Origin of the sequence: Clostridium tunisiense TJ (assembly GCF_000300195.1) — a bacterium.
In the GTDB taxonomy this organism is placed as follows: domain Bacteria; phylum Bacillota; class Clostridia; order Clostridiales; family Clostridiaceae; genus Clostridium_J; species Clostridium_J tunisiense.
In genome coordinates, this window is record NZ_AMQH01000005.1 from 1 (window position 1) to 17,306 (window position 17,306).

Sequence of the window (17,306 nt, forward strand, 5' to 3'; positions counted from 1 at the left end):
TCAAAAAGCCTTAAGTGAACCAGGGTAGGACTGATGTATAAGGTAAGTTTTAACTCTGGTTCCTTATAGATATACTACGTCATAGCTTTAAATAAAATTAAGTTTTTCAATACTTGGATAGCAAAATACTTTAAGGTTTCAAGTAGTAAATCTATATAGATAAAATGTAAAAGTAATTTTAATAAAAACCTATTTTTAAGGTAGTTAATTCATCAGTTGTAAAACTACAATGCTTTAGTTGATACACATATAAGCATAATACAGAGTATGTAATATATGTTATAATTTTCATAAGAGTAAGTTTAACTCGGAGTTTATTATAATTGGGGGGCAAATATGAAAAAAATAATGCTAACATCAACAGGGTTTACAAATAGAAATATTGAGAAAAAGTTTTTCGAGTTAGCGAAGTTACCAAGTGATGAAATTAAAGCTATGTTTATCCCAACAGCCGCAATAACTGAAGATGCTAAGGAATTTGTTCCTTTGTGTAAAGAAGATCTTTTAATTGCTGGTATTTTAGAAAGTAATATAGTTACCTATGATTTAGATAGAATTATAAGTTGTGATGAGATTTGCGACTTTGATGTGATATATGTTTGTGGAGGAACTACAGAATATTTATTAGACAGAATGAATCGCATGAAATTCAGTGTTCCATTAAAGAAGTTTTTAGATAATGGTGGAGTATATGTAGGGGTTAGTGCTGGAAGTGTTGCTTTAGCTCAAAATTTACCTGAAAATTTAGGATATATTAATTGCATACTAAATGTTCACCAAGAAGAAGGTACAGAATGTGCATGTATTGATACAAGGGATTGTCCTACTATCAAATTAACAGATAGTCAAGCCATAATAATTGAAGATAATATCATCACTATAATGGAATAATTAGAGAAATACAAATTTCTTACTATAGTTTTTAGTTATTTTGAAAGGAAATATGTTAAATGGGGAATTATTAAACATTACTCATCTATGATTTTAGAAATAGAAAAATGGTTAAATAATGAATTAGTATAATTGTTAAAAGAATTTTGAAGTTTTCAATATAAAATAAAATTTATCGGATAAGTATAAGAATTACCTACGAATAATTACAAAGGTATAAAAATATTGAAAAGGAGTGATTCTAAGAAATTAAAAGAAAATCATGTATTCTGAACGTTTAATATTCTTAGAACACTCCAAATTATGTATTTGCAATTATTGTAATTTTTCTCCACAGTTACTACAATGGGTAGGATTGCCTGATCTTCCCAAGTATTTATTGCATTTTGGACATCTCCAGTTGAATCTTGTAAATACTACAAGTCCTATAACTATTACTAATGCTATTGTTTGAAGGTTAGCAAAATACGATGCCATTACCGCTATTGCTGCTACAATTGCAACAAGAATTTGCATTTTTTTTCTCTTTTTAAAAACGTTTTCAAAATCTCCCAAAATAAATTCATCTCCTTTATATAAACTATATATTATATCGTAAGTTATTCTGAAATCTTTACTATAAATGTCGTATTTTGTATAAAGTGGGGTAATTGTAAGAGGTTTATGTTAATATCCATTCATTAAGTATAACTATAAAATCTATGTTATGGTTGCAAGAGGGACAACAGTAATAAAGAAAGGCATTTTTATGTAGGAGGCAATTTATAATAAAAAAACAGATACTAATTGAAAATAAGGTAAATATACTAAGAAGATTAATAAGTAATTGAATGAAATGCAAAAAATACGCCAATTATATGTAACCATTGGCGTATAAGGAATTATTTAATTTTGAGGTTTTAAATTTAAAATAATCTCATCTACTGCTTCTATGATTTTATGCACTTCTTCCTCCGTCAAATTTGATCCTACTAAAGTTTTTACCTCCTTTGAAAATCCATTTAATATATCTACATAATCATCCTTGTCTTTTCGCATTGATTTCTCCGCATCATTAAGCTTTGTTAAAAGGCTCTTCTTGAGATCTTTGCTCAAATGAGTTTCTTCTATAGAAGCTTGAAGGTTATTTATAGTATATTTATTTACTCCAAAGGGTTGGGTAAAGCTAATTCCGCCATTTCCTATAAGTTGTGCACGTACATAGGAATCAAATTTATCTTCGAAATCATTTAAATCAATAGTATTACCTGTTGCAATTATTTTCCCATCAGCAATCCATTGAACAGTATTATAATGAGAACCTTTAATAGTAATGGAGTTTTCCTCTTGATCTATTTTGATATTACGAATTACTGGAGTAGGGCCTTCAGCTTTAAAATTAGGTCCTAACTCTCTTTTGGCTATTTTTGCAACTGCATAGAAGGTTCCGTTTTTCATAGCATTGCGAAGGTTATCTGCATTGTTTTTTGGCATTAACATCATATTATAACTGAAGCCAGTTATATCAACACTATGAGTATCATCATTTGAAAACCCCCATACAGGATTTCTCACATCCATTGTTTCTGAAAGAATACTATCCCAAAGGATTCTATCACTTAAGGAATCTACATCTTTTTCATTAATAATTTCCATACCTACAAGTGTTTTATATTTCTTAAATAAATCAACATATTTTCTATATACAGCCGGATCTTTTGAAAGAGCTTCTCCTTTAACTATATCACTACTTCCGCCAGTATAGCTGCCAGGATGATCGATGTGAGAAATTCCTCCTAACGCTTCTGTACGAGTTATAATATCTTCTAAAGTATCTCCAGATTTATTGTTATAGTCTGCAAAAAAAGTATTTAGATGATTTGCGATTGATTGCTCATTGGAATATTTAACAGCTAACATACCTCTGCCGTTTCTACCTATACCGGCATTAATTTCTTTTAAACGCTCTGAGGTTAAATAAGTTTTATTTTCTGGTCTGTCAGTTCTATCCCAAGTGGTCGTTGTGAAATTATGGTCAGTAATTGCTAGAATGTCAAAACCTTTTGCATAATGATCTTCAATCATTTCCTTTGGGGTGTTGCTTCCATCACTTTCAGTAGTATGAGCATGGAAACCTGCCTTATATTGACCATAGCTATTCCAGTCTACATATTTATATGGATCTAAGATAAAATAATCAGTATTTACCTTAGGAGACATAGCAAAACTTGTTTTCAGTGTAGATATAGCAGTAATTATCATAGCTGAAGCTAGAGTAATTAGGATTTCTTTGTTTTTCTTAAACAAAATAGCCACTTCCTTTTTTAAACAGTATAAATTTAAGTAACCTACCCAATAAAAGTGATGCATGGAAAAGTTAACTACAAATGAAGTGAGAAAACTTCATTTAGAATGGCTATGGAGAATCAGGCCATAAGTAAGCTAGACTTCTTATAAGTCCTTGATACAACTAGCTTGAAAGGGTATAAATTGAATTATATATTATGTTATACCCAACTAAATTATAAAAAATACGGTATAGCTAGGTGGCTATACCGTATTTTTATTACGAAAAGTCTTTTTACGTTCTTTTATTTTTATTTAGATTACATATTAAATAGTAAGTTGGTTCATTTTGAAGAGCTGCTTCGGAAGATTTATTATAAAAACTCCACAGTTCTCATACGATTTATAGCAGCGGCTAATTCTATTTTTCTAGGAAGTTCAAGCCATCGCTGAGTTAAGAAGACATTTGGATAAATTGAGTCTAATCCATTGGCTTCAATTTCCTTGTATGCTTCTAAAATGGCTTCTTCAATATCAACATTTTCTAAGGTGGTTGACTTAAGTTCTATAAATCTTAGTAAATAAGCCAATGCATTTAGCTGTGCATGTGAGATTATTCCAGGTAGCATACGCAAATCAAGTTTTTCATCACCTAAAGCAATGGACTCCTTTTCTATGACATTAAACTTTTCAGTGCCTTGGTCATTAGGATAGGGTGTAAAGCCCTTACTCTTTAACTTACGCTGATGATACCAGTTCACAGGTTCTAAGACTTCTTCAACAGCAAGCTCCCTAAAGTCTAAACACATTAGTTTTGTTTCTTTTGTTATATTGTAAGCAGTAAAATCTTCCATGAGGATTACGTTATCTGCTATTTCAAGATATTCACTGCTTCCACCAATAACAAGTATGGTTGAAGTTCCAGTCGAATAGAACATTTGACGTATCCTATCAGTAAATGGAGTTATGGGCTCCTTTTTTATAAGCTTTTTCATTCTAGAATCCTTTATCATAAAGTTTGTAGCACTTCTATCTTCATCAATCAAAAATAGCTTTGAGCCATAATTAATGGCCTCAATAATGTTAGCAGCTTGTGAGGTACTCCCACTTGCACGATCTGTTGAGAAGGACTTTACATTTACCATAGATAAGGATTTTATGAAAGGCGATAAGTCTAGGTTTTGAATTGACCTACCATCCTCAGCTGATATAGTTATAGCAGTTTCATCAGTTATTACAAATTCACGTCCGTCCCCAGGAATATGATTATACACTCCAACAGATATGGCATCCAACAAGGTACTTTTTCCAGAGTATCCACCCCCAGTAATAATAGTTACTCCTTTTTTCACTGCCATTCCAGCAATAGAGCTGCCATCACTAAGGGGAATTTTCACTTCATCCTCCACTGGACTTTTAAATGGTAAGGAATTTTCTTCTGGAAGCTCCGTCCCTTTGAAACGAGGCAAAATACTTCCATTAGCTACAAAAGAGCTGTAGGAGTTTTCACTTAAGAATCTACGGATTTCCTCTTGGATTGAAGCTACTTTGAGACAGTTATTTAAGGTAACATTATCAAAGTTATCTACAAATTCATCAAGTATTAGGGGTAAGTCCCTAGTCATCATCTTTGCAGCCTTCTTGCCATTGATGGTTAACTTCTTTTCTTTATCTTTATATATAGGTAGTAAAGCTTGAATCATTATACATAAATACTCATCATCTATTGAAAAATCAACAAGTTCATTTTCTTCAACTTCTCTATAAGGAGTGTCAAGCTCCACAAAAGGCTTAGCTTTTTCTGAGGACTCTAAACTTGAAAGGTTTTGAGAACTATCCCTCCAAGGAGAGATTAAAAAGGAGCAATTACGCTTTAGTACCTCCTGACCTGGATTATAAATATAAAGCATTCCAGTAATTTTTGCTTCCTTGGTACGGTTATAATATTCCTCATTCTTTAAGTTAATATAGTAACCAAGTTTTCTAAGGCAATAATCTTCAATAGCTAATTTTTCAGCTTCTGAATAAGAAGCTATACTTTTAAGCTTCAAATGAGATATAGGAATTTTAATTGTTATAGTTGGTTTTTCAAGTAAAAGCTTATGAGTAACATCAAATTTAAACTCTATATCCTTATGATAGTAATAAGGTCCTTTAACAAGTGATTGCAAAGCTAATTTCCTTTTGAAACTGCTAGCCTGTGGAGTACAGCCTAGTTTACGAGACATAATATGAGAATTATCCTCATAAATTTTACGATAATAAGATACATTGCAATCATCAATTTCTAATAATATTTTCTTTAAACGTTCGATAGGTAACACCTCTTTCAAAATATAAATCGTTTCGTACAAAAAATAAATGACAATTAGGCATCTGAAAATAAATAACAAGTCAAAGATGTGAAGGATATTTTGAGTTAGGCAAGGAAACAGGTTCCGCAGATAGTAGCGCTATCTAAGGGTTCTGTTGACGCAGTATAACTTAAAATAGACAAACAAACTGACTTATTTATTTTTTGAAGATGCCTTATATTAAGAAAAAATAAAACACCTCTGATAAAATCAGAAGTGCTTAGTCTGCGAGAAGTTACCTAAATAATAGGGCATCTAAAGGTTAGAAAGTCCTTGTATATAGTAAATCAAAGTCAACACTTACTTATACAATACTTATACTTTGGCTTCATTAAGGCTTTTGGTGATGAAAAATATATTTCAACGGGGAAGCCTTAGGAAAATAAAGTTAAGACTTAACCTATAAATGAACCTACCCTATATTTTTTAGACTTTTAGATATAATTATAAAAAATCACCTTGAAAGTCTATAGGCAGACAAAGAAAATCTGAAATTATCAGTTTTAACTTAATATTAATTGTCATATTGTCTACCTCGCTTTCCTTGTTTATATACATATATTAACAGGGAATAAATAACATGTCAATACTTGGGTTATGAGACTAATAATAGAATTGGGATTTTTAAGGGGGAACCGTACCACAAGTAAATGAGGTTTATAGCTTTAGGCATTGATATAACTTGCCTAAGGCTATTTTTATAGATGAAAATACCGTATTACAAGTAGGTAAAATGATTTTCGTATGTAATATTTATGAGAAAAATTATAATATACATTATAAATAGGGATGTGTAAAGAAGAATAAGAGTGATATTTACAAATGGATAAGTACATTAAATGTATGTAAAAAACAATTATGAACTGTTTTTTACATAGTTAATGGTAATTTGTTATGATAAAATATGTAATAAAATATAAGATTAGTAAATATTCAGCCTTAAAGTTAATTTTTCATTCAGTAGTACGGAGTGTAGGGAATCAAGACAGCAGCCACATTGAAAAGGGGACTTTTTTCCTTATTATTTAATTTTAAAAAAGTCCTCTTCTTAGGAACGCAAGTGATTCAAGACACTGCGTACTGCGTAAGAATTTTTTTGCTGGCTGAATAGTTACATAAATTATTTGGAGGATAGAAATGAGCAAATATGAATTCAGATCAATTACTATTGATGATATACCTGCAATGGTTGATTTGCTAATAAATAGGCAAAGCCTTGAGAGTGAAGTGTTTCCCTTGCTGAAGAATAGTTGCCTTAATACAAAATATATCACAGATTCACTTGAAAAATTGTTTGCTAATAGTAAAGTCATTGGGATAGGAGCATTTGCTAATGATAAACTAGTAGGCTATATAATGGGAGAGATAAAGATTGATAATAGAAGAGGCAGGCATGTATGGGTTCCCTATGAGGGCATTGCAATCAGATTGGATCAATCCTCTGAGCTTATAAGGCATCTCTATGCGAAGGTTGCTATTCTATGGCTTGAACAAGGTTGCTTTATGCACTATACTATAATACCTCTTGGAAATCAGGTATATTATGAGGCATTCCTTAAATTAAGCTTTTTTATCCAACAAGTACATGGGGTAATGAGCATGGAGGAATACAAGCTTTTTGATAATGTATCTGATGTAGAAATTAGAGTTGCTAATAAAATGGATAGTGAAATAATGTGTAATATGTCTAGTATAATCCAATCCTATCAAAATTCAGCACCGACCTTTGAACCCGCCTTACCCGAAGTTGTAGCAGACATAAAGAAGGGGTATAAGAGTACGGTAGAGGAGAATGACGCAATGATCTTTATTGCAGAAAAAGAAATGAAAGGATTAGGATTTCAAGCATATTGGCCGAGTACTCCAGATTTGATGGTACCTGATGATGGGGTAGAGTTAAGTATTGCGGGCACTTACTATTCCCAAATGAGAAGTGGTGTTGGTAAAAAGTTGATGAATGAAGGCTATAGGATTATGAAAGAAAAGGGATATAACAGTATAATAACAGATTGGAGAATAACCAACCTTGCATCCTCAACATTTTGGCCGAAGTGTGGATTTAAACCAATAGCGTACAGAATGGCTAGATGCATTGACAGTAATTTAGCATGGGCAAATTTTAATAATCCTAGTATTAATCAGTTATAGAAAATTCAGTTAACTAATTTTTATCATTTGTCGCTGTTACGCAGAACCGTATCACAAATAACCTAGACTTTTTGTAATCTCAAAGAGGAATTGTGCTAAAATTGTCGAATAAATGTATAATTAGAAATATTTACATATTGGGGAGGGTTTTATGGAAGGTAATACAGAAAAAATAAGGTTAAGTTTTTGGAAGAAAATATTAGGTAGCATTCGAGGAATAGAGCATTATGAGAATGTGTTAAAAGAAACTACTGGGAAGGCAATACTATATTTGCTATTAATATCGTTACTTCTTGGAGCTATTGGATCTATAAGAGGATCTATTGAAGCGAATAATACCATATCAGAATTTATGAAAATATATAATGACAATTGTCCAAACTTTGAACTTATAAATGGAGAGTTAAGTGTTGAGGGCAGTATGCCAATGGTTTTATCAGATGATGAAGATAATTATATTATTATAGATACAACTAACAGCACTAATCCTGATGTTTTAGATTCTCATAATCAAGGTATTTTAATACTAAAAGATAAAATGATTCAAAAAAAGAACCAATTACAAACTCAAGTAACCGAATTTAAATCATTACAAGAATTAACCATAAATAAAGATATAGCATATAGCTATTTACCTTATGCAAAGATTATTATACCATTTATTTTTATTGTAAATATCCTAGGGTATTTCTTAGGTGGACTCTTAAGCTCTCTATTTTTAGCTCTATTTGCCCTAATAATCAACGGAATTTTTAAAACGAGGTTGAAATATGGACAGTTGTACAGCTTAAGCATTTATGCGCTAACTACTCCTCTTATAATAAATACACTCTTGAAAATTTTAAGTATAGAACATTTTAATTTCTATTGGTTAGTATATCATACTATAGCTTATGTTTATATTGGTTTAGCACTGAACAAACTAAAAAGTTCTCAGAATAATCTGGAGGGTGTTAGAGAAATGTGGAATGATAAGTTATAAGTTACTTAAAAGTTTATTTAAAAAGTCCTAAGTAAGGAATCTACGTTATCACTGTCATGATGAGGCGAATCATAAGTAGTATAGATTTATTGCAGTGATGAAAATGTATTGGTATTGTCTATTATGGGGTATCAAGAAGTTTTTGAGAAGGGTATATAATATTATATCCAACCAAATTATGAAAAAATCAGGTATAGCTACCCAGCTATACCTGATTTTTATTTAGACTGTATATTAAAATTTCTAGAAATTCCTATAACATTAACCATAGTATACTGTAAAAATCACAACTTGTAAATATATCCAATAATACAGAAAGAAATGCAAAGTAATTCCTAGAGTTTTCTCAACTAGAGTTAAATCATTGAGCTTTGCTAAGTTTGATGTCCTATTTGCGTGACTATATAATTTTAAACACAGTAACCTGTGCAGGGAAACCATAATAAGAATTATGAGGGGTGAAAGCTATGGATAATAATATAAACCAACAGACATCATTATATAAGCACATTACTGCTGAGGGAACATCCTATGATTGAGGACTAAAGCTTTATTACTAAGATATGTACAGAATTACCCAGAAGAGAACTGTCTATATATTTAATTATAAGATGTATATATAATTAAATTAAGAAATCGATGGATCCATTAATTTTAAAAATTTAAAAATAATCTGGAGGTAAAAAAATGAAAAGAGATAAAAGGGTATTAGAAATAGTAAAAAATAAAATAATTAGTGAATATAAGGAGGATATCTTATTACTTGTAGTATATGGAAACAAGAAGGAAGATGAAGATGGGAATTCAGGAGTAGGGTTTTACTTCATTCCTAAAGATGAAAGAGGGAAAAAACTTTCAACTCAATTTATTGTAGAAGGAGTAAGTTATGATCTATTCCCTATAAGCTGGGAAAGATTAGTTGCAAATGCTGCAATGGATAGTCCGCAAGGATATTTACTTTTAGATACAGAAGTAGCTTATTGTTCAGATGAAGATGCTCTTAGTAAATTTGAAAGTTTGAAAGATAGTCTTAAAGTTGTATTAAGTGGCCAGTATGATGAAGCATTATTAAATAAAGCTTATGAGTACTTTAATGAGAGTTATATATATCTTTATAATATGTATAAGTATAGAGATAGTATAAGCAGTGTAAGGCTAGAAGCTGGAAAACTTCTTAAAAAAATCGCAAATGCCTTAGGGTTTGCAAACAGCCAGTATTATAAAAATGGAAATGGTTCAGTTTTAAGGGATTCTTTAAATCTAGGAAGATTACCTAAGGATTATGAAGCATTAGTAAATCATATAATTTTTGCTACTTCTAGTGAAGAAATCCATGTAAAATCCTTAAGTCTTATTGAAAATACTAGAGAGTTACTACTCAGTATGAAGAAAGAAAAAAAACAGGTTGAGTTGTTTGAAACACTTTTCACTGGCTATTATGAGGAATTGAAAAAAAGTATTAATAAATGCAAAAACGCTGTTAGTAAAAAGGACTACTACAAATTATTTGAACTCTTCTCATATATTCAAGAAGAAGTTAGTGAGTTTATCGCTAAAATTGAAGAGGGTATATGGTATGATGATAGAAATGCTTATGTAGAATACTCAAAACACTTTAGCAATATATTTAAAGTAGATTTATTGGAACTAGTTTCTCAGAAAGATGATGAACAAATTCTTATGGCAATTGATAAGTTTGAAAAGGAATTAATTTCATTAATTATGAAAAATAACATTAGATTGTTGGATTTCAAATCGGTGGATGAATTTGAAAGCTATTTTAGAGAGAAGTAGGAGATTTAGGTGAAATACAAAAATGCAAAGGAAATCTTGCCCCAAGCCTTGATGGATGAGGTTCAAAAGTATATAGAAGGTGAGTATCTATATATACCTAAAGCTGAAGGAACAAGAAAAAAATGGGGAGATAATTCTGGATATAGACGTAATCTTTCTATGAGAAATGATAGTATAAGAAAAGAATATATAAATGGAGCTACAATAAGTGAACTAGCTAATAAATACTATCTTTCTGAAAATACTATTAAAAAAATAGTTTATGTAAAAGATAAAGCAAGTGACTGATGAAAGATAGTAAGTAAGGGCTGTAACTGATTTTAAGGTCGTTAATATTCTTAACATGTGTACTATAAATAAAAATATATAAAAATTATGTAAATGCTATAGTTTCAAATGAAATTATAGCATTTAATTTTGAAATAAAAAGTATGAGAAGAACCAAAAGAAACCTTTCACTAAGTGTAAGTGTTTTATCGAATGGATCCTTTGTATAATAGGAATATAAGATACATGAATAAGTTAATTTATTTAAGCAATGAGCAGTTCATTTTCAGGAGTTACTTTGTAAGTTGGCCTAAACTGTAATAAAAGCTATTTTCTTAGTAGATTGAACAGGCACATATATAAGAGTGTGATGATCATAAATAATCAAGGGGTCAACTTGTATAAGTGGGAAACTAACACTTATATAAGAGGCCAGACTTAAAATTTTGAAAACGGTGTTAATCTTAGAAAGGTTTATTATTTAATTATAAAGGCAAAGGTGAGAGGAGATAAAAATGAGTGAGAAAATATTAGAGGTTAAGGATTTAAAAAAATATTATGGGAAAACTGCCTCCGTTACAAAGGCTTTAGATGGAATAAGTTTTCAGGTTATAAATGGAGAGTTTATTGGAATTATGGGAAGTAGTGGTTCAGGAAAAACAACTTTACTTAATTGCATTGCAACTACTACCCACGGTACAGAGGGAAATATTTTATTAAAAGGTGAAAATATTGAAGGCTTTAAGGGAAATAAATTAGCAGATTATAGAGGCAGTAGAATAGGTTATTTATTTCAAAACTTTGAGCTGCTTGAAAATTTAACTGCAAGAGAAAATATTTTACTTCCTGTGGCAATTCATAATAAATTAGAAAGTAAGAGCAAAGCTGTATTAGAAAATTTAGCAGATTATATGGAAATTAGTGATGTGCTAGATAAATTCCCAAATGAAATGTCAGGGGGACAAAAGCAACGTGTGGCAGCTGCAAGAGCTCTTGTTTTAAACCCAGAGATTGTTCTTGCAGATGAACCTACAGGGGCTTTAGATTCTAAAAATGCAAAGGCTTTAATGCAAAAGTTAGCTGATTTGAATGAGGAGCAAGGCACTACCATTTTAATGGTTACTCATGATGCTAATGCTGCCAGTTTCTGTACAAGAATTTTATTTATACAGGATGGAAAGCTTTTTCATGAGTTAAGACGAAAGCTACCAGAAGAAACTAGACAGGCGTTTTATGAAAGAATACTTCTAGTTATGGCACAACTAGGAGGTGGCAGTGCTAATGTTCTATGATTTAGTAATGAAGAATAGTAAGCGAACTCGCAAAGAAAATGGATTATTTTTCGCTTCTCTAATTGTGTCAATTATATCTTTTTATATTATTTTAGCTCTTGAAAAGCAGGATGCTATCATATTTTTAAAAACTATGGAAAGTCAGGCCGTAGAGAAATTATTTTTACTAATTCCAGTTTTATATGGCTTTTCTTTATTTATTTTATTCTTTCTTGTATACTTTGCAGGAAAATATCAACTGGACAGAAGAGGCCATGAGTTAGGTATGTATTTAATGCTAGGAATGAAGCGTAGCAAGCTATTTTTAATGCTCTTTGCTGAGGAATTATGGAACAGCATCATATCACTAGCAATAGGTATTCCGGCAGCAATTTTTTTATCTGAGATAATTAGTTTAGTTACAGCTAAGGTAATAGGAATTGGAGTTATTGGACATGAATTTTCCTTTTCCCTTTCAGCAATTATAGGAACTATTATTGGATATTTTATAATTAGACTTATAGCACTTGGTATTTTAAGTGGGAAGTTTTTTAAAAAAGACATTACAGAGCTACTTTCAGATTCACAGGTAGAAAAACATAGAAAGATAAACAAAGCAGTTATAAGTATTCAATTAGTTTTAGGTGTTATACTACTTGCAGTTGCTTATGCTAGGGCTATTATAGGAACTGCTTGGGAGCATACAACCTTTATGGGTATTACAGTGATTTTAGGACTTTGTGGTACTTTTCTTATATTTCATGGTATTGGAATCTTATTTGAAATGATTCTTACAAAGAAGCAGAATAAAAATGGATTAGTAATGTTTACCTTTAGGCAACTTCAAGAGTTTGTTTTTTCAAAGCCAAATACTTTAGCAATTTCTTCTCTTTTAATCTTAATGGCACTTTGTTGCTTTGGATATGGTTTATCTGTAGGCTTTATATCTAATTCAAAGGAACCTCATGTTATTGATTATACCTTTAATGTAGAGGAACAGGTGTTAAAGTCTGAGCTAGAAAGACTTAATTTACAGGAGTATATTGATGAATTATCCCCTATAAAGGCAGGAATTTATTTTGAAAATGAGAGCACAAAAAGTTTTTCTATAGATGGGTTAATAAAGGCTGTAAAAAAACAAGAGGATGGAGAAAATAAGGAGATTTTACTAAAAAATCTCCAGTATGCTACTAGGCCATATTTAATTTCTATAGATGGCTATAACAAGCTTTTGCAGCTAGCAGGAAAGGAACAACTGGTACTAAAGGACAATGAAGTGGCTCTTTATAATGATCCAGAGTTTTCCAACTCAAATTCTATGGATATACTTGAAAAAGCTTTAAAAGATAAGCCTTTTTTAAAGATAGGAAATGAAAGCTATGAATTAGTAGACAAGTATTATAAGGATAGCATAGTAACAGATAGCCTAATAACTATTAGTTATGGATTAATCGTTCCAGAAAAGGTGTTTAATAAATTTACTGATAAAAATAATGTTACTACTTATTGGAATGCTACTTTAACAAAGAAGTTTGTTAAGGATGAGGGGTTAATGCAGGCTATTAGTAAGGTTAATGAAAAACTAAACACTACTGATTTACATTATGAAAGCTATCTTCAAAATATGGGGAGAGAGCTATTTTATAGAGTAGCAGCAAGTTATACAACAATTTATCTTGCTATTATTTTTCTTATAATAGCAAATACAGTTATGGGAGTACAGTTTTTGATGCAGCAACAAAAAGCAAGAAAGCATTATCAATCACTAATATATATTGGTGCAACCTATAAAATGCTTTGTAAATCAGCAAGAAGCCAAATTACTTGGTATTTTTCACTTTCACTAGTTGTGGCTACCATCAGTAGTATATTTGGAGTAAGGTCATTATTTACAGGTGTTATGACCACAGCTATGAAAAGTCAAGTTAATAAGTTAATGCTTATTTCAATTCCTGTTATAATATTACTTTCTATGGTAGAATTTTCTTATATGGTTGCTGTAAAGAAAATCAGTGATAAAAGTATTTTAAAGCTTACAGATATAAAAAGAGAGGATAGTTAGAAGGCTTATGGTGAAGAGGATTGTTATTGTTGAAGATGAGCAATTAATGAGAGAAGAGCTTGTTTATATATTAGAAAAGGAAGGCTATGAGACTTATTGCATAACTAGCTTTTTAAAGGTAACAGAACAAATCTTCATAGCTTCACCAGACCTGGTCTTATTAGACCTAAACTTACCAGGGATTTCAGGATTTGAAATTTGTAAGGAAATTAGGCAGAAAAGCACAGTTCCAATTCTTGTGCTAACAGGAAGAGAACAGCTAAGAGATGAACTTCATGCACTAGAAATTGGTGCTGATGAATATATAAATAAACCCTGTCATAAAAAGCGACTGCTAGCAAGGATATCAAATTTGCTTCGTCGCGGGGAGGACAGAAGTAACTTTTTAGAAATAGGGGGCATTAGTCTAGATGCACAAACTCATATGATTAATGTTAAGGGAAAAACTATGATTTTACCTGATAATCAAGGGAAAATTATGGAGCTTTTACTTGTACATTATCAAGATATAGTTACAAAGGATATGATTTTCGAAAAGCTTTGGGGTACTAAAGAGTATGTAGATGAAAATGCTCTTCATGTTAATATGACTCGGTTAAAGAAAACTATGAAGCACCTTGATACAGATTATAACATAGTCACTATTAGGGGGAAAGGCTACTTTTTAGAGTTTATTGGAGATAAGTATAATGATTGAAACTTTAATGGAAATATTAAAAAAATATAGTCTATGGATCATTGTTATAATCACATTAAATATTATCTTTGGGTTTCTACTATGGCTTGTTGATGGCAATGAATTTAGGTATCTTTTTCCCACAATGGTCCTTGGTTCTCTACTTTTGTATTTTATTATAGCTCTTATTGTTTATAAAAAGGACTTAAAAAAACAGGAAGTAATTCTAAGTTTTTTAGAGGAGCCAATTATAAGTAAAGAGAAGGAAATTATAGGCTTAGTCAGTAAAAAGGAAATGCAAGTAATTGAAAAAATAGGGAAGATAATGCGAGAAAATCAAGCTACTATAAAAAATCAAAGTAAGAATATTGATGAGTATAAAGAGTATATAGAAGCTTGGGCCCATGAGATAAAAACTCCCTTAGGACTTATGACCTTTGTACTAGATAATCGAAGAGAAGAAATATCACCTGTAATATATAAAAGGCTAGAGTATGCAAGAACAAAGATGCAAGAGGATATAGAAAGGATGCTATATTATGCAAGGCTGAAGGCTTCTCGCAATGATTATTACTTTAAAGAAGTATCTTTAAAAACCCTTTGCTGTGAGGTACTAGAGGAATATGAAATTTTATTACAAGAGCAGGGAATAAAGGTAATAGTGGAACTTGAAGATTTTAATGTTGTTTCAGATAAAAAGGGTGTTCAGTTTATAATAAGACAAGTAATTAGCAATGCTATAAAATATAAGAAACCTAATGAATCTTGTCCTCATATTGTTATTGCCTCGCAGGAGAATAAGAAAAGTATAAGACTTATCATAAGGGATAACGGAATTGGTGTTAAAGCCTATGACTTACCCCTTATTTTTGAAAAGGGATTCACGGGGGAGCTTGGAGAGCAGAGAAAGAATTCCACAGGTATGGGTTTATACCTAGCAGAGCAAGTAGCAGAAAACTTGAAAATCACACTAGAAATCTCTGAAGAGTATACAGATGGCTTTGAAATTTCATTGGTGTTTCCAAGGGTAGTTCGGTAGACGCTCAATGAAAATGCAGGCTACATATAAAGGGCATTTTTTAGGAGAGGTGTATTTATAGTGAAGACTATTATGAAGATGCCTTATAGCAAAAGAATAAAAAGATTTTAGATGAGAGATTAATAGGAACTTAATAGCAGAATTAAGGTGTGCAACTTTAAGTTGCAGGAGTAACTTAAAAAGAACTTTATGCTTGATAGAAAGAAGATTTATTAAAATGTACAATTAAAGTATCAAGCATAGGCAGCTGAAAACAAATAATAAGTCAAAGATGTGAAGGATATTTTGAGTGAGGCAAGGATACTGACTTATTTATTTTTCAAGATGCCTTATGTAGATATAAAAAGAGGACTTACTGTAATAAGGTAAGTCCTTGATACATTCTAAAATTGTTCGTATTGCTCCAATTATAGCAACTCCTGGTTATATATATACAGGGAACTAATTCAAATCACAAAGGCGTTATGAAACAGAAAGACCAGTGGTGGTATGACATGCTAAACTGGTGGTTAGGGGAATAATTATTATGATGTTGGTATTATGATTTATCTAAAATGTTAAAAGAGAGAAGATGTAGATTATATGACAAGAAAGAAGTGATTTTATGATTTATAAAGCAGGTACTAATATAAGGGAACAGTTGAGTTCTATGTTTAAAAATATGAGTGACACTATGATTTTATCCTATCTTCAAGGACACATGGGAATAGCTTGGGTTAATGATCTTATAAATCCTACTGTTGCTCAAATTATAGTAGGTGTTTTTGTGTTTTATGCTGGAGATCCGTATGCAAAGGGCACAGAGGAATTACTTACAAATTTACCTAAGGATAATATAGTGATTGTTGAGAATGAGGAGTGGAAAAGTCGTATAGAAACTGTTTATAAAGGGTACATAGATAAATTTCAGCGTTATGCCTTCAAGAAGAATCCTGAATGTCTAGATTATAAGCATATACAATCTTTTCTAGGCAAGCTACCAGAAGGATATGAACTAAAGAAAATAGATGAGGCCTTAGCCAATGATCCATCTTTGCAGGAGGTTTCAGAGGATTTTACAAGTCAGTTTCATTCCATAGAGGATTATATTAATAAAGGTATAGGATATTGTATTTTGCATAAGGAGAAAATTGTTTGTGGAGCCTCATCCTACAGTGTTTATGATGATGGTATTGAGATTGAAATTGATACGCACCCTGATCATAGAAGAAAAGGCTTAGCAACTGTAGCTGCTGCTGCATTAATATTAGATTGTGTTGAAAAAGGAAAATATCCTAGTTGGGATGCTGCAAATCTTGTTTCAGTTGCCCTTGCACAAAAGTTTGGATATGTGCTGGAGGAACCTTATGATACATATCATATTCACTATGAAAAGTAGGAGGTTTCTATAGAATTTAAAGTACATAGCCATAAGGATTTTATCATAAAACAGGTAGTACTTTAGTAGAGATTAGAGAATATGGAATAGTAAATATCTAATTAGTCAGTAAAATGAAGGCTATTTGAAAAGCAATTTAATGTTTTTGAAATAGCTTTTTTAAAGACTTCAAATGCGAA

Annotated in this window: 13 protein-coding genes; 10 read left to right on the forward strand and 3 right to left on the reverse strand. The window is 31.1% G+C overall.

Annotated features, from left to right (window positions below):
• The first annotated feature begins 336 nt into the window (after positions 1-336).
• The gene (locus C661_RS0103815) at positions 337-891 is read left to right on the forward strand and encodes a Type 1 glutamine amidotransferase-like domain-containing protein (RefSeq protein ID WP_017413974.1); all 555 of its coding nucleotides are present in this window, start codon (positions 337-339) and stop codon (positions 889-891) included.
• 315 nt (positions 892-1,206) lie between these two features.
• On the opposite strand, the gene C661_RS21250 is transcribed toward C661_RS0103815, so the two are convergent.
• From C661_RS21250 to C661_RS21255, 3 genes are all read right to left on the reverse strand, one after another.
• Positions 1,207-1,407, reverse strand: a complete 201-nt coding sequence (locus tag C661_RS21250; RefSeq protein ID WP_157785675.1) for a hypothetical protein — start codon at positions 1,405-1,407, stop codon at positions 1,207-1,209.
• 369 nt (positions 1,408-1,776) lie between these two features.
• Positions 1,777-3,177, reverse strand: coding sequence for a CehA/McbA family metallohydrolase domain-containing protein (locus C661_RS0103825; RefSeq protein WP_017413976.1), 1,401 nt, complete (start codon positions 3,175-3,177; stop codon positions 1,777-1,779).
• 353 nt (positions 3,178-3,530) lie between these two features.
• The gene (locus tag C661_RS21255) at positions 3,531-5,480 is read right to left on the reverse strand and encodes a P-loop domain-containing protein (protein ID WP_242825978.1); all 1,950 of its coding nucleotides are present in this window, start codon (positions 5,478-5,480) and stop codon (positions 3,531-3,533) included.
• A 1,167-nt stretch (positions 5,481-6,647) separates the two neighbouring features.
• Between C661_RS21255 and C661_RS0103835 the strand changes: the two genes are divergently transcribed.
• The 9 genes from C661_RS0103835 to C661_RS0103875 all read left to right on the forward strand — a co-directional run bounded on the left by C661_RS0103835 (position 6,648) and on the right by C661_RS0103875 (position 17,127).
• Complete coding sequence (locus C661_RS0103835; RefSeq protein ID WP_017413978.1) at positions 6,648-7,658, forward strand: GNAT family N-acetyltransferase; 1,011 nt, start codon at positions 6,648-6,650, stop codon at positions 7,656-7,658.
• A gap of 151 nt (positions 7,659-7,809) precedes the next feature.
• Entirely contained in the window at positions 7,810-8,640 is an 831-nt protein-coding gene (locus tag C661_RS0103840; RefSeq protein WP_017413979.1) for a DUF1189 domain-containing protein, read from the forward strand.
• 687 nt (positions 8,641-9,327) lie between these two features.
• A complete protein-coding gene (locus C661_RS0103845; protein ID WP_017413980.1) occupies positions 9,328-10,434 on the forward strand; it encodes a kanamycin nucleotidyltransferase C-terminal domain-containing protein in 1,107 nt (368 codons plus the stop codon).
• A 9-nt stretch (positions 10,435-10,443) separates the two neighbouring features.
• On the forward strand, positions 10,444-10,722 hold the full coding sequence (locus tag C661_RS0103850; RefSeq protein WP_017413981.1) for a CD3324 family protein: 279 nt from the start codon (positions 10,444-10,446) through the stop codon (positions 10,720-10,722).
• 494 nt (positions 10,723-11,216) lie between these two features.
• Positions 11,217-11,993, forward strand: coding sequence for an ABC transporter ATP-binding protein (locus C661_RS0103855; RefSeq protein ID WP_017413982.1), 777 nt, complete (start codon positions 11,217-11,219; stop codon positions 11,991-11,993).
• 7 nt (positions 11,994-12,000) lie between these two features.
• The gene (locus tag C661_RS0103860) at positions 12,001-14,034 is read left to right on the forward strand and encodes an ABC transporter permease (RefSeq protein ID WP_242825975.1); all 2,034 of its coding nucleotides are present in this window, start codon (positions 12,001-12,003) and stop codon (positions 14,032-14,034) included.
• 7 nt (positions 14,035-14,041) lie between these two features.
• Positions 14,042-14,731, forward strand: a complete 690-nt coding sequence (locus C661_RS0103865; protein WP_341349154.1) for a response regulator transcription factor — start codon at positions 14,042-14,044, stop codon at positions 14,729-14,731.
• Complete coding sequence (locus C661_RS0103870; RefSeq protein WP_017413985.1) at positions 14,724-15,749, forward strand: sensor histidine kinase; 1,026 nt, start codon at positions 14,724-14,726, stop codon at positions 15,747-15,749. Before C661_RS0103865 ends, C661_RS0103870 begins: the two co-directional genes overlap by 8 nt.
• A gap of 604 nt (positions 15,750-16,353) precedes the next feature.
• Positions 16,354-17,127: a GNAT family N-acetyltransferase gene (locus tag C661_RS0103875; protein ID WP_017413986.1), complete on the forward strand. Its 774-nt coding sequence runs from the start codon at positions 16,354-16,356 to the stop codon at positions 17,125-17,127.
• The last annotated feature ends 179 nt before the right edge of the window (positions 17,128-17,306 follow it).